Source organism: Rhizobium sp. SRDI943, assembly GCF_057653695.1.
Map to the genome: position 1 here is coordinate 571,494 of NZ_JBYGKN010000002.1, position 21,239 is coordinate 592,732.

Consider the following 21,239-nt stretch of genomic DNA (forward strand, 5'->3'; position numbering starts at 1 on the left):
TTCCGGCCCCAAATCGGTCACTCACTCAATCTCGCCAAATGTCAGCTCTTGGCGCAACCAGGTCATCCCTTTGCGCGCACGTCTCGCAACATCGGCTACTGTATTTTGCTGATACCGAGATCGCGAGCGATCCACCGATAACCGCAGCCTTCGGCAATCGGTATCATTTCGCTCCAACCGGAACCGCCCCCTACCAGACGAGACCGCGGGCGGCGACCTGCTCGACGCGGGTGACGACGCCGCCCCGATGGAAGACCATGGTGTCGAACAGGTTCGACACGACGCAGGTGTGGTTCGGGATGATGAACAGCTTCTGGCCGATCTGCGGCCGGGGGCCGGTACAATTCGACAGGTCGATCACGCCGTGTTCTTCCGAGAGGCTGCTGATCCGCGCCTCGGGATAGCCGACCACCAGGCCGTAATCGCTAAAACCCTGAAGATCCGATGTCAGAGCCTTCGACCCGGCATCGATGACGGCGCGGTCGGCGTTTGGCCGTGACACGACGGTCGCCAGCACGTGCATGGCGCAATTGTCCTCGGTGCAATGGCCCATGCGCACCATCTGGCGATCGTTGTAGATATAGGTGCCGGCGCGGTGTTCCGTGGCCGAGGTGACGAGATGCGCCTCGAAGAGGCTTGGCGTTCCGCCATTGCTGACGATCGGGCAGGTTATGCCCTCGGCTTTCAGCTGTGCCAGCGTTTCGGCAATGAAGGCTTCGACGGCGGCGGCCGATTGCGGTTTCGGATAGGTCACGATGCCGCCGAAGGTGAGGCCGTCGGAAGCGGCGATGCGCTTGGCGAGCGAGGCCGCCTCATCTGGTGTCTGCACGCCGCACCGACCGCCGCCGGTATCGCATTCGACCAGCACGTTCAGCGGCTTGTGGCCGGAGAAATGTGCCGCCAGCCCGTCGACCGTCACTTCACTGTCGGCGACGACCTTGAGGGCCGAAATCTTCTCGTTCAATTTGGCCAGGCGCTCGAGTTTCTGCGGTCCGAGGATATTGAAGGTGATGAGGATGTCCTCGAAGCCGGCTTCGGCAAAGACTTCGGCTTCCGTCACCTTCTGGCAATTGATGCCCTTGGCGCCGGCGGCAACCTGCGCGACAGCGAGAGCCGGAATCTTGTGCGTCTTGATATGCGGGCGGAAGTTCAGCCCGTGCTGATCCATATAGGATTGAACGCGGCCTATGTTTGCAGCCAGCCTATCTTCGTCGATAACAGGACGCGGCGTCGAGAGATCGGCGATCCTGTCGCCTGCCTTGGCGACGACGGCAAACCTGTTGTCATGCATCTAGGCGGCTCCGCGTTCTGGTCCGTGTGGATCGGCGACGATCGGCCATATGGCCTTCGGTGCCCGCTTGTACGGCGTCGTTGCCGGATTATTGGGATAGGGCGTTCCGGCGGAGCAGTAAAGGATCTCCGCCGCGATCTTCGAGAAGGACGCGAAGAAGTGGTTGGTGGATTTGATCACCAGGATCTTCTGCCTGGCGGGATCGATGCCCATCGCCGAAAAAAGGCTCGGATCGAAGCTTTGAGCGCGCGTCGAATTGAGGATGATATCGATGCCGCCAAGCACGATATGTGCGGCATCGCCGAAAGGTGCGAGGCTCTCGCCGAACTGCATCTCGGCATTCTTCACCAGCTTGACGACCTTGACGGTGCCGTCGACGGGATTGCCGGTGCCGGGCGCCGACTTGGCGCCGAAGCGCAGTGGAATTTCCGCCCCCTCGCCCGCCGCAAAACAAATCTGGACGGCCACCGGATCCCAGATGGTGCCGATCGCAGCACTGGTGACGCCGCGGGCGATCAGCTCCCCGAGGATGACGGTCGCGTCCCCTGCCGTGCCGCCACCCGGATTATCCCAGACATCGGCGATGACAACCGGCCATGCGGTGGCAGTCATCGCGCGTGAGACGGCTTCCTTCTCGTCGATCTGCGGGACCATGAAGGTGCCGCGCTTCGAAAATAGCTCAAGGCCGAGTTCGCGGGCCAACGCCGCGCCCTTCTCCGGCTTATTATCAGTCACGACAAGCAGCTTCGTTCCCATTTCGGGAACGTCGCCGACCATGAACCCATGGATCACCGAGATCGACAGGACGTCCGGATCATCCTTCTCGATCTGCATGATCTTGTCGACGAAGGAACGCATGGGCTCGCGCGATGTCGGGAAGACGTCGATCATCTTGCAGTCGAACACCGACATATCAGGCTTGATCCGGCCCTCGAGCGTCGCGACCGCAATGCGCCAGAGGTCCTCGGCGCGGTCGACGAAGTCCGTGTGCGGAAACTCTTTGAAATAGACGGCGAAATCGAGAGCGGCGACACGTTTTGCAGTGAGATGGCTGTGCGGATCGAGCTCGGCGCAGATGAGGACATCAGGCCCGACGATCTCGCGGATGCGCGAGAGAAGATCGCCTTCGGTATCCTCGTATCCGGCGGCCACCATGGCGCCGTGCAGGCCCATGACGACAGCGTCGACCGGCATTGCTGCGCGGAGTTGGCCGAGGATTTCGTCACGCAATTCTTCGTAGGTCGCCCGGTTGACGAGGCCTGCGGGGTCGGCCCAGGTGGCAGTTCCCTCAATCAGTTCCCAACCCTTTTCTCGGGTGACGCGCCTGCCAACGGTGATCGGCGCAGTGCAGAGCGTCGGTGTTTCGGGATGCTGGCCGGGCGGGGCATAAAGAGAGGCTTCGAATGCGCGACGATCCACGCAGATCGGGGAAAAGGTGTTGGTCTCGGTCGCCAATGCTGCGGTGAAAATGCGCAAGAAAGTGGCCTTCGTGTTGTCGGCCCCGCGTCAACCCATCGGGTTCGGCAGGTAGCCGGTGAAACCTGAGATCTTCCAGCGTCCTTGGTGAAGCCTGCAGTAATAGAGCGTCTGCCATTGCAGGACGTCCCGAGAATCGTCGCTCTTGGTAATGCCGCCGTCGAATTTCTTGCGAACAAGCGCCATGTCGCCCTCGATTTCGATATCCTCAAGCGTCGTCGTGGTGAAGATCGCCGTGCGCGCGTCTTCTGCGAAACTCTGCTCGGCGAAATCCTTTGCCTGCCTCAGCCATTCCTGGCGATAGGCCGACAGCGTCGGAAATGCGAGACGCCACCTGTCGGGGTTGACCTGCTTCTGGGCATCGATACCGATGAAGCCCTCCTCCACGAAGTCATGCTCCACCATCGACCAATCGGCGGCCAGAAACCCATCGATATCGCGCGGAACGAGCATTTCCCAGATGGCATGCCGGGCGCTGTCTGACGGGAAAGGATTCTGGAAAGGATCGCGCATATCAGCCCCGGATTGAAATTCTTTTCATAAATAGTGTTTTTCACTGGTCAAATTCTGCTTTCTATGGTCACTTGTCAACTTATCAAGAAAATAATTTGCAAGGACTTCAGCATGCCGATCAAGCGCTATGGCACTGTTCAAACGGGCGCCGGCGGCAAGGCGCTGCCTTTCGCACGTGCGGTCGAAGCCGACGGGTGGCTATATGTTTCCGGCCAGGTTGCGATGGAAGATGGCGAAATCATCGACGGCAACATCATTGCTCAGACCCACAAGACGATTGCCAATGTCCTTTCGATCCTCGATGAGGCCGGATATGGCGTCGAGGACGTCGTGCGTGTCGGCGTCTGGCTCGATGATCCGCGCGATTTCTGGACCTTCAATAAAATCTATCAGGAGTATTTCGGCGAACACCCGCCGGCACGCGCCTGTGTGCAATCGTCGATGATGGTTGATTGCAAGGTTGAGATCGACTGCGTGGCCTATAAGAAGAAGGATGGATAGAGAACCATCGGGGGGACGGGCTTGGATATCTTTTCAACGCTGCAGGAAGACAAGGGTCGGCTCTCTCCCTCCGAGAGCCGCATCGCGGAGATTATCGTCAACGACTTCGAGTTTGCCGTGAATGCCTCGATCATCGAGCTGGCGGAACGGGCGAAGGTATCGCCGCCGACCGTCACCCGCTTTTGCCGGCGGCTCGGTTGCGAAAGCTTTTCCGACTTCAAGGTGCAGCTTGCCCGCACCGCCCATATCGGCGTTCGCTATCTGAAACCGGAATCAAAAAGCACCGATCCGGCCGATGTCGCCCAGGATATCATCACCAAGGCCCAGAACGCGCTCTTTCTCCTGCATCGGTCGCTCGATCTTGCCGCGATCGAAGCCGCCGTTTCGCATATCGCCAAGGCCGATATGATCTATGCGTTCGGGTCGGGCGGCAATTCGTCAATGATCGCCGACGAACTTCAGAACCGGCTCTTCCGGCTCGGGCTTCGCATCACCGCAAGTTCCGACCACAGCATGCAGCTGATGATGGCTGCCGCGGCAAGGCCCGGCGACGTGTTGATCGGCTCGTCCTTCTCAGGGCGCAATATGGAGCTGGTGCGCGCCTTCGAGCTTGCCCGCCAGACCAAGGTGAAGACGATCGCGCTCACCCAGACGGACAGCCCGGTTGCCAAGGCCGCCGAAATCGTCGTGCCGATCGACCTTCCCGAGGGCCACAATATCTATCGCCCGACCTCGACGCGCATCGCCTACATCGCGACGATCGATATCCTGTCGAGCCTGGTCGCCTACGCCGTTCAGCCAAAGGCGACGACCACGCTTCGGCGCATCAAGCAGCAGCTGGTCATTCACCGCGACGGCGACGACCGGCAATTGCTTGGAGATTGAGGTTCATGAACGGGAGCGACAGAAAATGACGCAGTCGATAGCCATCGTTACCGGCGCTGCAGGTGATATCGGCGCGGCGATCGCCGCACGGCTCGCCGATGACCACGACGTCGTGTTGCTCGCCGATATCGATGCGGAGGCCGCGGCTGCCGTGGCGTCGAAGCTCGGGCCGGACGATCGCTTCGTCGCCGTCCAATGCGATGTGACCAGCGAGACGAGCATTGCGGAATTGGCAAGACGTGCCGCCGACGTCGGTGTGGTTCGAACCCTGGTCAACAATGCCGGTGCTGCCCGCGCCACCAGCCTGCACGACACGACGCCCGAGATCTGGCGGGCGGACGTTGCGCTTAATCTCGAAGCGGCATTCTTATGTTTCCGCGCATTCGAGCCCATGCTGACGATTTCGAAGGGTTCCGTCGTCAATATTGCCTCGGTCAATGGCTTGCATGTCTTCGGGCACCCTGCCTATAGCGTCGCCAAGGCAGGCCTTTTGCATTTCACCCGGCTGGTTGCGGTGGAATACGGCAAGTTCGGCATCCGGTCCAACGCCGTCGCACCCGGGACGGTAAAGACGCAGGCCTGGGAAGCGCGCGCGGCAGCCAATCCGAATGTTTTCGAGGAAGCACGCCGCTGGTATCCGCTGCAGCGCGTCGTCGATCCGAAAGATGTTGCCAATGCGGTGGCCTTCCTTGCCGGTCCCCTGGCCGCAGCCATCACCGGCGTCTGCCTGCCTGTCGATTGCGGCCTCACGGCAGGCCAGGCCGAGCTCGCGCGGACCTTCTCGCAATCGGAACATTACTGAAACCTAGAGGAAGACGAGAGGAGCAGGTTGTGAAGCCGGCTTACTTCTGATCGATCACCGCATGAGCCGACTTTTCCCTGACGTCTTCCGCAATCCGGCGATCCGCGCCAGCATGATCGCCATTTTCACCTTCGGCATGGCGGGAGCGATGACCGCACCCTACCGTTCGATCATCGGCATCCGCGAATTGGGGCTGAGCGACGGCCTCTATTCCTTCCTGAGTTTCGTCTCGGCGGCGGTGAATGTCGTCATCAGCATCCTGCTCGGCAATCTCGCCGACCGGCTTGGTGAATACCGTTCGACGATGATCGGCGCCTGCCTGTTCGGCATCGTCGGCTACGGCGTGGTCTACGCCTTTCCCAGCGCCGCCGTCTTCGTCATCAGCGGGTTGCTGCCCCTGCCGATCTACGGGGCGCTGAACTCGCTGCTGTTTGCCAATGCGCGCGCGGCTATGCACGGCATGAACCGAAGCGACATGGTGACGGCCAACTCCGGCGTGCGCGCCATGATCTCGCTGTCGTGGGTACTGATCCCAGGGATAACTGGCCTGCTGCTGTCTGGCGCATCGAGCATGCTGCCGGCCTACCTCTTTGCCAGCATCTCATGTCTGTTGTGCCAGGGGATCATCGTCTTCGCCTTGCCGAAGCGAGCGGCAACGGAAATGGCAGCAGTTCATCATCTCACTTACCTCGGCGCGCTTGGCCAAGTGGTTTCTCCGCGGATTTCGGCGCATATTTGCGGGGTCGCGCTGATCACCAGTACGCTGCATCTGAATGACGCCCTGCTGCCATTGATCGCCACTGGTGCTGCGCATGGCAAGCTGAGCGACGTCGGCATTCTCGTCGGCATCGTCGCATTGCTGGAAGTCGTCTTCATCATCGTCTGGTCGCGGATCGCGCGGAAGACCGGACAGATGACGGCGCTTGCCGCCGGTACCATCATCTATGCCGTCTTCCTCAGTCTGCTCGGCTTTGCCTCCGAGCCGTGGCACCTCTATGCGCTCACCTTGCTTGCCGGCATCGGAGCGTCGGCGATCATCACCATTCCGATCACCTATCTGCAGGATCTGATCGCCGACCGGCCGGGCCTCGGCAGCGCACTGATCTCCGTCAATATCTTTGCCAGTGCCGGGATCGGCGCGCTGGTCTTTGCCGCCGGCACCTATGTGACCGGCTATTCGGGAACCGCAATCCTCAGCGCTGTCACCGGATTGGCGGGGATAGCGATCATCGGCCTCCTGTATAGAGGCAAAGCCCGCTAGTCGACACCATTGGCAAATGGGACCAGACGAAGAATGCGGCTTTCATCGGTGTTCGTCTTGTGACAAGGGTGACGCACCATTTCCTTTGAAGGCGACATGAAGGCGATCTCCGGCACGAATCTCGAGCAGGCCAAGTCTCACAACCGGCGTGTGGTGATCGAGGCTGTCCGCACGAACGGTCCCTTGTCGCGCGCGGCGATCGCCCGGATGACGGCGCTGACTGCCCAGACCGTGTCGAATATCGTCGAGGAACTGGAGAGGTCGCACCTTCTCGTCCCATCCCAGGCACAGAAGCTATCGCGCGGCCAGCCGATCATCCCCTACTCCATCAATCCGCGCGGCGCTTATTCGATCGGTCTCGAACTTGGCCGCCAGCGCGCCAGCGGGGTTCTGACGGATCTCTCCGGCGCTGTCTGCGCGCGCATCGAGCGCCACGTCGAACATCCCGATCCGCAAAGGGCCATGCCGGCGCTCCAAGCAATAGTCGAGGATCTTCAGGAGGCCTTCGCATTCGACCGGAACCGGCTGCTGGGCGTCGGGATGGCCCTGCCCGGCCGTTATGCCGATGGCGGCACCACGTCGCTCAGTCCGCTGAACCTGCCCGGCTGGCAGGATTTTCCTGTCCGGCATGAGCTGGAACAGCGGATAAAAGTGCCGGTGCTGGTCGAGAATGATGCGACGGCAGCAGCGATCGGCGAGCGTCTTCATGGTGTCGCCCGCGGTTTGGGCAGCTTCGTCTATCTGTTTCTTGCGGGCGGCGGTGGCATCGGCGCCGGAATGTTCCTCGACGGCCACCTCTACAAGGGCAGCCGCAACAATGCCGGCGAGATCGGCCATATCATCGTCGAACCGCATGGCAAGCTCTGCAGCTGTGGCAAGCGCGGCTGTCTGGATCGCTACGTCTCGCCGGCCGTTGCATACGAATTCATGGGCATTGCCAATGCCGAGGAGCTGTCGTCCGACGATCTCGATGCGCTGATCGCCAAGGGCGGCGAAGGCCTCGATGTTTGGCTGGATCAAGCCGTCCAGCCGCTGCGACAGACCGTCGATTTTCTGGAGCTTGCCTTCGATCCGCAGACCATCGTGCTCGGCGGCAGCATATCGACCTCGCTGATGCTTCGGCTTGCAGAGCGGCTGGAGCCGCTGCACACCCCCATCGATCCCAACCAGAAGCGGGCGGTACCTCGGGTGATGATCGGCATGACCGGCAAGGATACGGCAATCCTCGGCGCCGCCGCCCTGCCGATCTTTTCCGAAACCAATCCGCGCTTCGACGTCCTGCAAAAGCCGCTCGGTTAGCTACCTCCGCCCCGGAGATTGCCGAGGCCGGCCCCTCATCCGCCAGCGGGCAGCCTCGCATCTGACTGCGGGCGACGGGCTAGAGGTGGCGCAAAGATGACCACGTTGCCGAGAAGCGTCAGCGCCAGGCCGAACAGGCCCAGACCGCTCCAGTGGTAGCCCTCGAAAACCGTCGACAACGACAGGGCGACGATCGGGAACAGGACGGTGGCATAGGCGGCGCGCGAGGAGCCGATGCGCGACACCAGCATGAGGTAGGTGGTGAAGCCGATCACCGATCCGATTGCCGCAAGATAGAGCATGGCGGCAAGATAGGTGATGTTAGGCGGTGCCACGATCGGCGTTCGCGTCACGGCAATCAGGAAGAGCAGGATAATCGCGCCATAGGTCATGCCCCAGGCGTTGGCGGTCAGCGGTGAGATTCCGACCGCGCTGTTTCGACGCGATGCCATATTGCCCAGCGAGAAGAACAGCGTGCCAAGCGCTGCGAGTCCGATCCCTTTCAACGTGGCCATATCGAAATCGACGACAACGTCCTGTCCGAAAAGAAGCAGAAGCCCGGTTGCTCCGAGCGCGGCTGCGAGAAGCGTGCGGCCGGTAATGCGGTCGCCGAAGAAGAGGCGCGCATTGACGGCGTTGTAGATCGTTGCGAGCGAGAAGATCACCGAGATCAGCCCGGACGGGATAGAGGCGGCGGCGTTGTAGAAACAGATGAAATTGAGGCTGAACAGGCAGAGCGCTTGCGCAAGGATGAAAGGTTGATCGCGCAAGGCAGGCAGCTTGAGCCGCCGCATGACAACCAGGATGGCGACGAGGATAGCTGCTGCAACCGCAAATCTGTAGAAGACCGAGACCAAGACCGGCACGGGACCGACCTGCATCGCAATGGCGATCCAGGTCGTGCCCCATATCAGGACGGTGGCGATGAAAAGAGCGGCATTTGCCATGGCGTGATCCTCGTTTTCCCGACCAATAGGCGAACCATGAGCAGGCCTCTTGCAGATTCTTGCTACGAAATCGATTTGCCCGGACTTCCGGCTCGCCATACTGGTCGTCCGCCGGTATTGTTCGCGCGGCATGATCAGGTGTGGGGAAGAATTGGTGAAATATAGTCACCCCTCGGTTTTCAGGTTTCTATCCGCATCTCCCACTGCGCAGATGTCACAGTCCATCGATCTGGGGTTCGGGCGATCAGCTGCCATCTGGAGCAATGCACACGACAGGATGAGCTATCAGCGGCCGAACGATCATACGTTCAGTCTTTATCTGAGAGGCGGCGCCGGAACGCGTCGTCTGGATGGCAGCCCCGCCGCTCGCGGCCGTCCGGGAGTGCTGTGCATCATGCCACAGGAGCACTCTTCCGAATGGGAAATCACCGATTTCTCCCAATTCGTCCATCTGTATGTTCCCGACGACCAGATGCGCCGGATGTTTGCCGAGACGTTTGACCGCGATGCTCGGCTCATGGCTCTTCCCGAATTAACCTTCGCAGATGCGCCCGTCTTGGCGCACACGCTTCGGCAGATGACGAAAGCGATGGTGACGGGCGGTCATCTGCTGGCTGAGGAAGCGATGACGCAGGCGATCAACGATTTCTTCGTTGATCCGCGTTATGGAGGGATGCGTCCCTGCGCGATCAGCGGCGGGCTCGCTCCTCATGTGCGGCGCCGGAGTCTGGAGTATATCGAGGCCCATCTCGGTGAGACGATCCGCTTGCAGGATCTGGCGACGATCGGGCAGCTCAGCGCCTTTCATTTTCAGCGGATGTTCCGGGCAAGCTATGGTGTGTCCCCGCATGGCTGGGTGGCTCACCGGCGTATCGAGCGCGCCAAATCGATGTTATCAGGCATGGACCCGATCGCGCAGATCGCTTCGGCCTGCGGCTTCAGCAGCCAGAGCCACATGACGCGGGCATTCAAGTCGGGCACAGGTGTTACACCCTCAGCCTACCGGCAACGACCGTGAAGCCGCTTCGCTCGAGCGCACTTTTCTTTTCCGAAATCAATCCGCGCTTCGACGTCCTGCAAAAGCCGCTCGGCTAAACCGAGCGCTCTTCGGCCTTCCCAAACCTCACTTCACCGCGATGACGACCTTTCCCTTGACGCGTCCGGTTTCCACATAATCCAGCGCCTCGTTGGTCTTCTCGAACGGGAAGGCCCGGTCGATGACGGGGCGGATGGCGCCCGCCTCGATGAGCGCGGTGATCTTGCCGAGTTGCGCGCCGTTTGCCGTCATGAAGAGGAAGGAATAGCCGATCCCCCGGCTTTTCGATTTCCGCCGGATGCCGAAGCTCAAGAAGCGCATGACCTGCTGCAGCAGAAAGCCGAAACCGTTTTGCCGGGCGAAATCGGGATCGGGCGGACCTGATATCGAGATCAGCTTGCCGCCGGGCTTCAGGACGGCGAGCGATTTCTCCAGCGTCTCCTTGCCGAGGCTGTTCAGCACCACGTCATAGCCCTTCAGCACCTTTTCGAAGTCGTCCTTCCTGTAATCGACCACCACATCGGCGCCGAGGCTTTTCACCAGATCGATATTTGCCGTGCTCACGGTCGTCGCCACATGGGCGCCGAGATGTTTGGCAAGCTGGATGGCGATGGTGCCGACGCCGCCGGAGCCCGCATGGATCAGCACCCTTTGGCCCTTCTGCAGCTTGGCGCGCTCCACCAGCGCCTGCCATGCGGTCAGTGCCACAAGCGGAATGGATGCGGCTTCTTCCATGCTGAGATTGGCGGGTTTCAGCGCAACATCGGCAGCGTCGATGGCGATATACTCGGCGAAGGTGCCGATGCGATCCTTGCCGGGACGCGCATAGACCGCGTCGCCGGGTTTGAATTGCCGGACATTGGCGCCCACCCGGACCACGACACCAGCGACATCATTGCCGAGAACCAAGGGAAGCCGGTAAGGCAGGATCAGCTTGAACTCTCCGTCCCGTATCTTGGCATCCAGCGGGTTCACGCTGGCGGCATGGATCTCGACCATGACGTCATTCTCGCGCAGCAGAGGTTCAAGGCTCTGGCCGAGCCTGAGGGCGCCGCCTTTCTTGTAGTGATCGATCAGGAATGCTTTCATAAGGGCGAACTTTCGTTTTTGTGATGAGGCGGCAAGCCAGGATCAATCGGGAAGTTTGTTGAATTTCCGGAGGTTCTTGTCGACGAAGGACTCGGGCAAGAAGCGGCGGATGAAACGGATCTGTCCTGCGGCCTTTCCGGCTGTGTAGCGTCTCCTGGGCGAGGCTGCATTGGCAGCCCGGATGACGGTTGCGGCGACCACCTCGGGCGCATCGCCTTTTGAGACGATCTCGCGCATCAGCCTCTCCGCGTCGGCGCGCACCGCATCATAGACGGCAAGCGGCCGGTCGGGGCGCGTGATGTTCTCCTCGAAGGAGGTGCGGGTGACACCCGGTTCGACGAGCACGACGCGGATGCCCTGTGTGCGCACTTCATGGTCGAGGGATTCCGAATAGCCTTCGATCGCGTGTTTGGTCGCTGCGTAAAGCGCGTTGAAGGGCGCCGGGATCAGCCCAAGGATCGAGCTCAGGTTGATGATCCGGCCGCTACGCTGCCGCCGCATCACTGGCAGCACTGCATTGGTCATGCGCATCGTGCCGAAGACGTTGACGTCGAACACGGCTTTGGCCTGCTCCGTCGTCGACTCCTCGGCGCCGCCGAGCAGGCCGATCCCGGCATTGTTGACCAGCAGATCGATCCGTCCCGTGCGCTTCAGAACCTCATCGACGACGCTCTGCACCGATTGATCGTCGATGACGTCGCAAACCAGCATGGTGATGCCGTCGGCGGTGTCGGCCAACGGCTTTCGGCTGGTGCCGAACACCTTGTAGCCGTCGCGTAGCAAGGCCTTCGCCGTTACCAGCCCGATGCCGGAAGAAGCCCCTGTGACCAGGGCAATGCCGCGTTCTCTTTTGCTCATCGACGTCTGCCTTCGTTTTTGTCGTGGAATATCCAGGCGCATTCTGTTACTATCAAATTGATAGCAAGTCACTACTAAAAAGATATCGACATGAAGAATCTTTCGAACCAGCCCTGCCTGATCGCCCGTAGCCTGGCACTCGTCGGCGATGCGTGGAGCATGTTGATCATGCGCGACGCCCATGCGGGGCTGACCCGCTTCGATGAATTTCGCAAAAGCCTCGGCATCGTCCCGACAATGCTGACGGGGCGGCTGTCATCGCTGACCGAGGAAGGATTGCTGGAAAAGCGTCGCTATTCCGAGCGTCCGCCGCGCGATGAATATGTGCTGACCGAAGCCGGCCGCGACTTTCTGCCGGTGCTGTTTGCGATCGGCGCCTGGGGCCGCAAGCATCGCAGCGGCGGTGCAGTCACCCGTTTCTTTGACGCTGCAACCGGAACGGAGATCGATCCCCTCACAATCGACCGCGCGACCGGCGCGGAGATTGGAACCCGTCCTATTCGTATCGCCGCACCCGAATGCGAGCTGCCCGCGGCAGATGGAGCGGCACCTGACAACGCCCTTTGAAAGCGATGTCAGTATCCTTGCCATCACCGCCTCCGGCAATGGCAAGGGTGATCCTTAAATCAAAACCGGCGGCCCAAACGGAGCGCTACGACTGTTGCAGCCCGTAGAGCAGCGGCATCAGTCCTGCGAGCGCCCTGAAGCGCTCCCACGACTTGGATGACGGCTTCGTCCAGCCCGTTTCGGCAAGTGCGGAAAGGCGGGGGAAGACGAGGCGGTCGAAAACGGCGCGATCCGTCATCGGCTCGGACCAGATGCAGGCCTGGATGCCGAGGAGTTTCTGTTTCTGGCTCGCCGTCCAGCCGCCGATGGGATCAAAATTGTAGAGCTTCTCGGCGTCCGAAGTCCCCGCCCAACTGGCGCCGGGCTCATCCCAGTCGGGCCTGAGCGCCATGTCGAGGTAGTAGACCTGTCCGGGGCAGACGACCATTTCGTAGCCGCGCTCGGCAAGTTCGGCAGAGACCTCGACATTGCGCCAGCTGCAGAGATAACTCTTCGATTTGTCGATGACATCGCCGTGGGCCGCCTCTTCCCAGCCGCCGGTGATGCAGCCCTTGCTCGCAAGGAAGCGCTGGACGCGGTTCAGGAACTCCGCCTGCAGGATGGCGGCGCCCGAGCCGTGGATGTCGTCGGCACCGTGGGTATTGGTCACGACGTTCAGCCGCTTGGCATGCGCATCGGCAACCTCGTCGCCCGCCACCGTGCGCAGGCGCTCGAGCGCTTCCGGCGAACCGGACCACGCGCCAAGCGGAACTTCGTCGGCGCCGAGATGGATGACCTTGAACGGAAAGAGCTCGATGAGTTCTAAGAGGATCGTTTCGATGATCTCATAGGTCTTCTCGCGGGCCGGATTGATGCAATTGTCGGGAAAGCCCTGAACCGAATAATAGCTGCCGGCCTCGGCCGGATCGCGCAGCTCCGGTATCGCCTGCAGCATGGCGTAGCAATGGCCGGGGACATCGATCTCCGGCACGATCTCCACGCCGAAGCTCTTGGCATGGGCGACGATCTCGCGGATCGAAGCCTTGGTGTAATAACCGCCGGTGCGGGCCGGGCTCGAACCGAGCAGCGGCGGAACGGCAAGACCGTGGCCGCGCCAGGCACCGACCGCGGTCAAATCAGGATAGGCGTCGATCTCGACGCGCCATGCTTCGTCGTCGGAAAGGTGCCAGTGGAAACGGTTGAGCTTGTTCCAGGCAAGCACCGCCAGCAGTTTCTTGACCTCAGCCGCACCGTAGAACTGGCGGGCGACGTCGAGATGCAGGCCGCGCCAGCCCATTGACGGCTCATCGACGATCTCGCCGGAAGCCGGAAACTGGAAGACCTCGGGATGCAGCCTTGCACCGCGCCAGATCTGGCCGAGCGTGACGAGGCCGTAGAGAAAGCCGGTCTGGCTGCTTGCCTCGATCGTGATCGCCTCACCCTCGAAGCTCAGCCGATAGGCCTCCGGCCCGAGCCCGGCGGCATCCTTCAGGGCAACTGGAACCGCGCCTTCCGCCTCGCTCCGCATAATGCCTTCGACGGCAAAGAGATGCTCGACCAGCGCTGCGAAACTTCTTGATGCCGCCTCCCCTGCAGCGCTCTGCGACTGCGGCGCAAAACCGGCCGGCAGCGGCCGGCGGGAAGTGACCGCCACATGGTTCGGCCAGGGGATGATCGACACCTGAACGGGCGCATTGACGGGCACCGGATAGATCTCGGCGCCACGCTTCAGCGGCGCATTGCTGACCGAAGATCGCGTCGGCTCTATGCTGAGCACGATCGTGCTTCCATCGGAAAGCGCGAGATAACCGCTTGTCGCGCCGTCCGTCCAGTGACGGAACTGCCAGCTCAGTGCATAGACCGATATCGTCCACGTCTCGCCGGCGCCGAGAACGAAATTGGCCGGTGGCTGGAATTCGGTGAAATTCGAGAGCCGCTGCGAAACCGTGGCGCCTTCGACACGACCGGCCGGATCGACACGGCCTGGGCCGCTCACGCAGAGGGAGAAATTCGAAAGCGGCTCGGTGCCGAGGTTCTTGAGACGCAGGACGTAGGAGAATTCCTTACCGTCAGCAGGCGGGTTCCAAAGGGTTTCAAGCCGCAGGGCTTTCGGTCGAGATGTGGACATGGTCGCTCTTTCTTCTTGGAGATCGGATCATGAGTATTCCGGCACACTACCGGAGCGGAATTGGTGATCGGCATGGGGCAAGCGGCCTTTTCGTGGCAGGCCGAGGGTGTGACGTTGCCGACGATCGCGTAGGCCCAGCCGGTCGGAGGCGGTTGCTGCCGCGAAGGTGGCTCCGATGGAAGTGGCGCGGTGCAGCCTTGCTCAACCTCATGCCCGCGAGCCCGTTGTTTTGAAGTCAATCAAATTGATTTAAGATTGATAGTCAGTTTCCCGCCGAGACGTCAATTGCCGGTTGGAAATTTCTGAAGCGCCTTTCGGACCGGCTCCCGGCAGACATTGTCTGGGCATGACCCTCACGAAAAACGACCGTCAAATCAAGCAGCCGAGCCTTCGCGGCGTATTCATGCAAAAAGTGTCGACTCGTCCTTCGCGTTAACTATTAAGGTACTTTTAAGTACCATAATTAACTCAACGATGGCGAATTGACCTTTCCGAACACGGGTCGATAAGCATGAGGCTGCTCGCCACGGCCCGGATTCACCCGGGATGCAACACATCCAACTCATGGACGGGTCGAACTTCCAATGACGAGCATCAATACGAACAATTCAGCGATGTCTGCCCTTCAGACGCTGCGCAGCATCAACTCCAACCTCGAAACGACGCAGAACAGCGTTTCTACCGGCTATCGGGTCGACACCGCATCCGACAACGCCGCCTACTGGTCGATCGCGACCACGATGCGGTCCGACAACAAGGCGCTTTCGGCCGTCTCCGACGCCCTTGGCCTCGGCGCAGCAAAGGTCGATACTGCCTATACGGCCATGGAAAATGCGATCGATGTCGTCGACGAGATCAAATCCAAGCTTGTGGCAGCGACGGAAGACGGTGTCGACAAATCCAAGGTCCAGGAAGAAATCACGCAGCTTCAGGAACAGCTGCTCAGCATCGCCCAGTCAGCGTCGTTCTCTGGTGAGAACTGGGTCGCGGGCGAAAGCGGCACGAAAAGCGTCGTGTCGTCCTTTGTTCGCGATGGCTCCGGCGCCGTTTCCGTTAAAGTGACGGATTATGCTCTGGATACCAGCTCCACGGGCAACGTGTTGTTCGGCATGAGCAGCGGGACGATCGATACCGCGTCCGGCATCCTCGGGACGGTGGACGCAAATGGCGATTCCGTCTATTCGCTCGACATTACCGACTTCACCACCGGTCAGATCCAGTCGGCGCTGTCAACCATCGAATCGGCGCTGTCGGCAATGACCTCTGCCGGTGCGCAGCTGGGTTCGATCTCGACGCGCATCGAACTGCAGGAAGACTTCGTCGGTGCGCTGTCCGATTCAATCGAGTCGGGCGTGGGACGGCTGGTCGACGCCGACATGGAGGAGGTCTGCCTTGCAAACGCAACAGCAGCTTGCGATCCAATCGCTATCGATCGCGAATTCGTCGTCGCAGAATATTCTGTCGCTCTTCCGCAGTTAAGCGCCTGACATATATTACGCCTGAACCAAATCCGTTGAAAAGACGATCGAGCCTGACCCACCTGGTCAGGCTCGATCGCAATTGGGGATGGAAATGCCAATAGCGCCGCGGTCTTTCAAACGCGGCGCTGTAGCACTTTGAATTGCCGCATATTTTACTCTCGATTGATTCCGATTTAAGAAATTATGCAGTAGTCTTCGCACCCTCGGCTGAGAATGCAGCGCGCCGGATCATCGCATGTCGGAACGACTTGAATCTGCCCGCCCTGATGAAACCCCCGCCATCGTCTGGCTCGGCTTCATGGCGATGTGCGTCGGCATGTTCATGGCGATCCTCGACGTTCAGGTGGTGGCGACATCGCTGCCGACCATTCAGTCGGCGCTGGGTATCGATCCCGATCAAATGAGCTGGATACAGACCGCTTATCTCATCGCCGAAGTGGTGGCGATTCCGCTCACCGGCCTCCTGACCCGACTGCTGACGATGCGATGGCTGTTCGTTACCGCCATCAGCCTGTTCGTCGCCGCCTCGGCCGGCTGTGCGGCGAGCGGCAGCTTCGGCGAGCTGGTAGCCTGGCGGGTGCTGCAGGGCTTTTCCGGCGGAACCCTGATCCCCTCGGTGTTTTCAGCCGTGTTCATTCTCTTCCCGAACGAGCGCCAGGCGCTTGCGACGACGATCGCCGGCGTTCTCGCGGTGTTGGCCCCGACCGTCGGACCGATCGTCGGCGGATGGCTGACTGAGACCTACTCCTGGCACTGGCTGTTCCTGATCAACGTTATTCCGGGCATCGTTTCGGCAATCGTCGCTGCGTGGTTCCTGCCGCGGCAGGCGCCCGATCCGTCTGAACTCGGGCATCTCGACACGCTCTCGCTTCTGCTGATGGCAACCGCATTGACGACCCTGGAACTCAGCCTGAAAGAGGCGCCGACGAGCGGCTGGACCTCGGCCTATGTGCTCAGTCTGCTGACGATCTGCCTCACATCGGGAGGCGCGTTCATATGGCGAACGCTGCGCCGACGCCGTCCGATCGTCGATCTCGGCAATTTCGGCGACCGGAACTTTCTGGTCGGCTCGGTTTTGAGCTTTGTGCTCGGCATCGGCCTGTTCGGCTCGGTCTATCTCATGCCGGTCTATCTCGCTTTCATCAGGGGACACGACGCCCTCGAAATTGGCATGACGATGCTGGTCACCGGCATCGCGCAATTGATCACGGCGCCGATCGCGGTGGCGCTGGAGAAGCGGATGGACGCGCGATTGCTGTCGGCGGCCGGTTTCGCTCTCTTTGCGATCGGTGTCGGGATGAGCGCTTTTCAGGATCCTCGTTCGGACTATGACGCGATGTTCTGGCCGCAGGTGGTGCGCGGCGTCGCTATCATGTTCTGCCTGCTGCCGCCGACGCGGCTGGCGCTCGGTACACTGCCGCCAGAGCGCATCCCCGATGCCAGCGGACTTTTCAACCTGATGCGCAATCTCGGCGGGGCCATCGGCATCGCTCTGATCGATACGATCATCTACACGCGCTCGGAGCCGCTGGGACAAGGCCTGTGGACCCGCCTTCAAGCCGGCGACGTCGAGGCTGCGTCATTCGTCGGCGCGCCTCTTCAGACGATAGCGGGGCATAATGGCAGCTTCGACGCGGATACCACGGCACTGCTCGATCCGCTGGTCCAGACCGCGGCAAGCGTCCAGGCCATCAACGAAGCCTGGATGGTGATTGCCGTCCTGACCGGCTGCGCCCTGCTCTCAGTGCCCTTTGCCAGGCGGCCAACGCCAACGTGAAAACTGGGGTTGACGAGGCCGCTCTGAACAGAATCAACCAAGCTGTTGAAAAACCTGGAGCCGAGACTGATGCTGAGATCGGGCTTTCAACTTCCTCGCCGCGAGTTAGTCTCGATGCTCAGGCATGTCTTTCAGCTGATCTTTTGTCCAGGACGTAACTGCGTGAACGTCACCATCTTCATCGCGCATGAAGTCCAGATCGCTGATCGGCACGGAAACAGGTTTCGCGCCAATGCCGAGAAACCCACCGACGTCGATGACGACATTTGCGCTGCTGCCTGAACCGTGCATGTGGTCCACGCTTCCAACCTTGTCGTCATCTGCGCCGTAGACAGTAGCGCCTTCAAGGACTGCGGGCGTTAGTTCGTCGGTGCCAAGTCTCACGTGCTTGCTGTGGTCCATTTTCAAACTCCTCCGTTCGAGCCCATGTGAAAGCCGCCGGGGTGCTGTTTGTTCCTGCGTGAGGCTAAAAGCTGACGCTCAAGAGCTATCGGCCTTTGGGAACCGTTGTCGCTCTTGGTTGTCTAAGCTCCTGTAGATGAACGGTTAACTTGGCGAATGGGTTGAAATCATCAGCCGTGCCGAGCCCCATGGCCCGATCGCGCATTTGGAGCGAAAACTGACCTATGATTTCGGCTTAAAGAACCTGTCGGCTTCCTTCATCGCGTTCTGCGCCGAGCCATACAGCGCGCTTACGGCATCGCGCATTTCGGCAAATGCCTGCATGGTTCGTGGCGAAATGTAATCGCCTCTTGCTTCAGCATTGAGCCGCAAAGCTCTCTCGCAATCGGCGGCAATTCTATCCAGCTCCGGGGAAACCCGATAGAGCCGTTCCAAAATGGCGTCGATGTCACCCTTGGCGCGTTCAGACATTCGTTCTGCCATCAAACCCTCACCGCTGTGTCCCTTTTCCCTGCAGGAGCCGAAGAACTCCTAAAACAGTGTTCCCTGCTCGGCTTCGTCAGCTACTTTCATGTCCGCGTCGCCTCGCCGGCGAAGTTCCGTCTCCGCGCTGAAGCGGAGGTCGGCATCCCGATCGCGAGCAAACGCCTGCAATGCCGCAATATCCAGCCGATCCCAGCTTTTGCCACGCTCTGGGCCAGAAGGTACTCGTGGCAAAAGACCGGGCTCGCTGCTCCATTTCACCAGTTGCTCGAAGGTGGATTCATTCAACATGTCCCGCAAATGGTGTGCGGTTACGTATGCATCGGGCATTGCGCGATGGGCGGGAAGGCCAATCGCGTGCACCAGTCCCTCGGGCATACGCAGATACCGGAGCATCTGGTTGGAGAACCTCGGCAGTTCAGGCCACAGCCGAAGTGCGCATTTCCACGTACATATCCAGGCCGCTCCGCCGGTAAATCTGGGGGTGCAGTAGCGCTGCTCGAAACTTGCCCGATGTGCAGCCAGTGCGATCACTCCACCTTCCGGCCGTAAGACGCTGGAGGCGATTTCTTTCCAAAAAGGTGCCGTCGCGACCTCCGCGTCCACGATGTGATGTATTGCCATCGTCTCAGGAGAGATCGGTCGCCCTGGATTTATAAGCAATGATCCGCGCTCTTCGTCAACCTGCCATCCCCCGTCATGGCCAAGCACGACGTCCTGCCATCCGACCTCGCAAACATCATTCAGGCCATTCCCGGCTGTTTCGAGGTCAACGACCCGGATGCGAGACTTATGATCTACCGGTTTTGATAGAATCCCACTGCTCTCGATCAACATATTTATCTATTTCGGCCGAATGCCGTAAAAGTCCAGATATCGCTCGGACACGATGCGACGGGCTTGCTAACGATTGTCGACAAGGTCGACGTGCTTAACCTGAGCGACATGGCTAAAAGAGGCCTGCTCCGCCACCAGCACTGATCAATTTGGAGAATGTTCCGAGCGGCAGGTCACTGTGCCCAATGTTCCGGAAAATAACCGGGACCACTTACCAGGCCTGAGAGATCGGGACTTTACGCGACGGCGTCACGCCTGTATTGCAGCGCCACTTCAAATCGCCTGCCGACTCGTTGGTTTTCGCGCTTTGAGCAACAAAAAGGGCGCTCCCCGGACACGGGTTGAGCGCCCTATAAGTTTTTCTCCATTGCAATCGCGGACCGAAGCCAGCGCCTGGGAATTGGGAGGCCGGTCGATCAAACCCGGCGGCAACGCGTGATTTTCGGAGACAAAAAAAGAGGGCCGACGGTAAACCGTGGCCCATTAATTGTGGAGATATAAACCTCCAGAGGGGAACAGCTGAAACGACGGAACTGGGAGGAAAGCCGTCGTGTTGCATCAGCTATGATCGTTATGCTCCTTTTTTGACCAGTTGGAAAACATTTTTTGTGCAACGCAGCTATGCAATGGCGGACCATCTAGCCGAAAGTAGTCCGTGTTTGAAGGCTGCTACCGCGCCTGGATCTTGAACTTTTTAGAAGGCGTCGATCTGGCGCCGGACTACGCCGCAATGGAACGAGCCATCCACTCGAGAAGAGGCCATGCGTGAGGATGCGATGCCTTTGATCGGGTTCGACGATTTCGCTCGATTTTACTCGGCGTCGTCGTTCGCCTTTGGGAACAGTTGCAGCACATTTGACCCGCTCGGGTGCGCGACAGTGCGAGCCTTTGGGCGCTGCGAGTTGTTTTCCCCAGCCTTTTGGACAGCTGAAACGAGACCTTCCCGCTGGCGATAATAATCTGGCTTGCCAGGCAGGGTGAGGTCAAACTCTTCAAGCATGCGCTCAATAATGTCCATCGCTTCAGCGGCCAGACCAGCATAACCTTCTTGGCGTCGTTCAAAGAAGCCATCGTATCCGGGCCTGGAAAGGTCGAGGCTATCCAACGCATAAGAAAGGGTCTTCACTCGGTTCGACAACCACAAAATTTCTTCTGAAAGCTCGGTATTAAAAAGCCCCCAGTTTGCGTCACGCGGAAGAGCAAGGGTTGGATCGGGAACGTGAAACGCGAATTGGCCTTCATCCATAGGATTGAATTCTGGCATGTCGTGAACGGCCGCATAGCTGGCTCCGACAAAATCGTCTAGGGCCAGCACCGTCAGCATCGCCAGATTTCTAACCTCGGCTTTCGGGCGCCGGTTGATCCCAGACTTCGCAAGTCGAATGACGATGGGAAGCAAGGAGCCAGCGGCTAAACCGCCAGCGCCGATCAACGCTCCCATTGCCATGATCCCTTGAGTGGTTTCGAAGAACTGCGTCAATAGTCACCTCGTTGAATAGGAGCTGCGAGTTGCATCAAGAAGCACGCACAGACGGAATCAGCGGTTTCCGTCCCAGTTTGCCTTGAACTTAAACGATAGGGAACTCCGTTCCCGCCGGTATGGCGCCATCGGGCAACCTGACGCCTC

At 60.0% G+C, this 21,239-nt stretch carries 19 protein-coding genes and 1 pseudogene; 9 read left to right on the forward strand and 11 right to left on the reverse strand.

Translation table 11 applies throughout. From position 1 onward, the window contains the following. Positions 1–190 precede the first annotated feature (190 nt). The 3 genes from AC245Y_RS26800 to AC245Y_RS26810 are packed head-to-tail and all read right to left on the reverse strand — an operon-like array spanning position 191 to position 3,280. Positions 191–1,291 (reverse strand): D-TA family PLP-dependent enzyme, encoded by a 1,101-nt coding sequence (locus AC245Y_RS26800; protein ID WP_017996936.1) that lies wholly within the window; start codon positions 1,289–1,291, stop codon positions 191–193. Next, a complete protein-coding gene (locus AC245Y_RS26805) occupies positions 1,292–2,767 on the reverse strand; it encodes a M81 family metallopeptidase (RefSeq protein ID WP_017996935.1) in 1,476 nt (491 codons plus the stop codon). A gap of 30 nt (positions 2,768–2,797) precedes the next feature. Continuing rightward, positions 2,798–3,280, reverse strand: a complete 483-nt coding sequence (locus AC245Y_RS26810) for a hypothetical protein (protein ID WP_017996934.1) — start codon at positions 3,278–3,280, stop codon at positions 2,798–2,800. 111 nt (positions 3,281–3,391) lie between these two features. Between AC245Y_RS26810 and AC245Y_RS26815 the strand changes: the two genes are divergently transcribed. The 5 genes from AC245Y_RS26815 (at position 3,392) to AC245Y_RS26835 (ending at position 8,028) form a co-directional block, all read left to right on the forward strand. After that, on the forward strand, positions 3,392–3,781 hold the full coding sequence (locus tag AC245Y_RS26815; RefSeq protein WP_017996933.1) for a RidA family protein: 390 nt from the start codon (positions 3,392–3,394) through the stop codon (positions 3,779–3,781). 21 nt (positions 3,782–3,802) lie between these two features. Further along, the gene (locus AC245Y_RS26820) at positions 3,803–4,666 is read left to right on the forward strand and encodes a MurR/RpiR family transcriptional regulator (protein ID WP_012763204.1); all 864 of its coding nucleotides are present in this window, start codon (positions 3,803–3,805) and stop codon (positions 4,664–4,666) included. Positions 4,667–4,691: 25 nt separating this feature from the next. Further along, on the forward strand, positions 4,692–5,468 hold the full coding sequence (locus AC245Y_RS26825; RefSeq protein WP_020487132.1) for an SDR family oxidoreductase: 777 nt from the start codon (positions 4,692–4,694) through the stop codon (positions 5,466–5,468). Positions 5,469–5,529: 61 nt separating this feature from the next. Then, a complete protein-coding gene (locus tag AC245Y_RS26830; protein ID WP_017996931.1) occupies positions 5,530–6,729 on the forward strand; it encodes an MFS transporter in 1,200 nt (399 codons plus the stop codon). A 96-nt stretch (positions 6,730–6,825) separates the two neighbouring features. Further along, positions 6,826–8,028: an ROK family transcriptional regulator gene (locus AC245Y_RS26835; protein WP_017996930.1), complete on the forward strand. Its 1,203-nt coding sequence runs from the start codon at positions 6,826–6,828 to the stop codon at positions 8,026–8,028. Positions 8,029–8,063: 35 nt separating this feature from the next. On the opposite strand, the gene AC245Y_RS26840 is transcribed toward AC245Y_RS26835, so the two are convergent. Continuing rightward, positions 8,064–8,975: a DMT family transporter gene (locus tag AC245Y_RS26840; RefSeq protein ID WP_017996929.1), complete on the reverse strand. Its 912-nt coding sequence runs from the start codon at positions 8,973–8,975 to the stop codon at positions 8,064–8,066. A 154-nt stretch (positions 8,976–9,129) separates the two neighbouring features. On the opposite strand from AC245Y_RS26840, the gene AC245Y_RS26845 reads away from it, so the two are divergent. Beyond that, complete coding sequence (locus AC245Y_RS26845; protein WP_012763199.1) at positions 9,130–9,993, forward strand: helix-turn-helix domain-containing protein; 864 nt, start codon at positions 9,130–9,132, stop codon at positions 9,991–9,993. 105 nt (positions 9,994–10,098) lie between these two features. Here the strand turns inward: AC245Y_RS26845 and AC245Y_RS26850 are convergent, their stop codons facing one another. Beyond that, positions 10,099–11,100 carry an NADP-dependent oxidoreductase gene (locus AC245Y_RS26850; protein WP_017996927.1) on the reverse strand — a complete coding sequence of 334 codons (1,002 nt, stop codon included), beginning with the start codon at positions 11,098–11,100 and terminating at the stop codon, positions 10,099–10,101. 42 nt (positions 11,101–11,142) lie between these two features. Then, the gene (locus AC245Y_RS26855) at positions 11,143–11,958 is read right to left on the reverse strand and encodes an oxidoreductase (RefSeq protein WP_017996926.1); all 816 of its coding nucleotides are present in this window, start codon (positions 11,956–11,958) and stop codon (positions 11,143–11,145) included. Between the two features lie 90 nt (positions 11,959–12,048). On the opposite strand from AC245Y_RS26855, the gene AC245Y_RS26860 reads away from it, so the two are divergent. Continuing rightward, complete coding sequence (locus tag AC245Y_RS26860; RefSeq protein WP_012763196.1) at positions 12,049–12,525, forward strand: winged helix-turn-helix transcriptional regulator; 477 nt, start codon at positions 12,049–12,051, stop codon at positions 12,523–12,525. Between the two features lie 85 nt (positions 12,526–12,610). Here the strand turns inward: AC245Y_RS26860 and AC245Y_RS26865 are convergent, their stop codons facing one another. Next, entirely contained in the window at positions 12,611–14,632 is a 2,022-nt protein-coding gene (locus AC245Y_RS26865) for a beta-N-acetylhexosaminidase (protein WP_017996925.1), read from the reverse strand. Positions 14,633–15,216: 584 nt separating this feature from the next. Here AC245Y_RS26865 and AC245Y_RS26870 point away from each other — a divergent pair. Further along, positions 15,217–16,111, forward strand: a pseudogene (locus AC245Y_RS26870) (flagellin N-terminal helical domain-containing protein). Positions 16,112–16,348: 237 nt separating this feature from the next. After that, positions 16,349–17,890, forward strand: a complete 1,542-nt coding sequence (locus tag AC245Y_RS26875) for a DHA2 family efflux MFS transporter permease subunit (protein WP_017996924.1) — start codon at positions 16,349–16,351, stop codon at positions 17,888–17,890. Positions 17,891–17,995: 105 nt separating this feature from the next. Here the strand turns inward: AC245Y_RS26875 and AC245Y_RS26880 are convergent, their stop codons facing one another. The 4 genes from AC245Y_RS26880 to AC245Y_RS26895 form a co-directional block, all read right to left on the reverse strand. Then, positions 17,996–18,292: a PRC-barrel domain-containing protein gene (locus AC245Y_RS26880; RefSeq protein ID WP_012763192.1), complete on the reverse strand. Its 297-nt coding sequence runs from the start codon at positions 18,290–18,292 to the stop codon at positions 17,996–17,998. A 222-nt stretch (positions 18,293–18,514) separates the two neighbouring features. Further along, positions 18,515–18,775: a hypothetical protein gene (locus tag AC245Y_RS26885; RefSeq protein ID WP_012763191.1), complete on the reverse strand. Its 261-nt coding sequence runs from the start codon at positions 18,773–18,775 to the stop codon at positions 18,515–18,517. 48 nt (positions 18,776–18,823) lie between these two features. Then, positions 18,824–19,612 carry a DNA polymerase III subunit epsilon gene (locus AC245Y_RS26890; protein WP_012763190.1) on the reverse strand — a complete coding sequence of 263 codons (789 nt, stop codon included), beginning with the start codon at positions 19,610–19,612 and terminating at the stop codon, positions 18,824–18,826. Positions 19,613–20,423: 811 nt separating this feature from the next. After that, positions 20,424–21,092, reverse strand: coding sequence for a hypothetical protein (locus tag AC245Y_RS26895; RefSeq protein ID WP_017996922.1), 669 nt, complete (start codon positions 21,090–21,092; stop codon positions 20,424–20,426). Between the last annotated feature and the right edge of the window lie 147 nt (positions 21,093–21,239).

Coding starts and splice junctions, on each gene's coding strand:
- AC245Y_RS26800 (WP_017996936.1), bottom strand. CDS start 1,291: ATGCATGACAACAGGTTTGCCGTCGTCGCCAAGGCAGGCGACAGGATC.
- AC245Y_RS26810 (WP_017996934.1), bottom strand. CDS start 3,280: ATGCGCGATCCTTTCCAGAATCCTTTCCCGTCAGACAGCGCCCGGCAT.
- AC245Y_RS26815 (WP_017996933.1), top strand. CDS start 3,392: ATGCCGATCAAGCGCTATGGCACTGTTCAAACGGGCGCCGGCGGCAAG.
- AC245Y_RS26825 (WP_020487132.1), top strand. CDS start 4,692: ATGACGCAGTCGATAGCCATCGTTACCGGCGCTGCAGGTGATATCGGC.
- AC245Y_RS26830 (WP_017996931.1), top strand. CDS start 5,530: ATGAGCCGACTTTTCCCTGACGTCTTCCGCAATCCGGCGATCCGCGCC.
- AC245Y_RS26835 (WP_017996930.1), top strand. CDS start 6,826: ATGAAGGCGATCTCCGGCACGAATCTCGAGCAGGCCAAGTCTCACAAC.
- AC245Y_RS26840 (WP_017996929.1), bottom strand. CDS start 8,975: ATGGCAAATGCCGCTCTTTTCATCGCCACCGTCCTGATATGGGGCACG.
- AC245Y_RS26850 (WP_017996927.1), bottom strand. CDS start 11,100: ATGAAAGCATTCCTGATCGATCACTACAAGAAAGGCGGCGCCCTCAGG.
- AC245Y_RS26855 (WP_017996926.1), bottom strand. CDS start 11,958: ATGAGCAAAAGAGAACGCGGCATTGCCCTGGTCACAGGGGCTTCTTCC.
- AC245Y_RS26860 (WP_012763196.1), top strand. CDS start 12,049: ATGAAGAATCTTTCGAACCAGCCCTGCCTGATCGCCCGTAGCCTGGCA.
- AC245Y_RS26865 (WP_017996925.1), bottom strand. CDS start 14,632: ATGTCCACATCTCGACCGAAAGCCCTGCGGCTTGAAACCCTTTGGAAC.
- AC245Y_RS26875 (WP_017996924.1), top strand. CDS start 16,349: ATGTCGGAACGACTTGAATCTGCCCGCCCTGATGAAACCCCCGCCATC.
- AC245Y_RS26880 (WP_012763192.1), bottom strand. CDS start 18,292: ATGGACCACAGCAAGCACGTGAGACTTGGCACCGACGAACTAACGCCC.
- AC245Y_RS26885 (WP_012763191.1), bottom strand. CDS start 18,775: ATGGCAGAACGAATGTCTGAACGCGCCAAGGGTGACATCGACGCCATT.
- AC245Y_RS26890 (WP_012763190.1), bottom strand. CDS start 19,612: ATGTTGATCGAGAGCAGTGGGATTCTATCAAAACCGGTAGATCATAAG.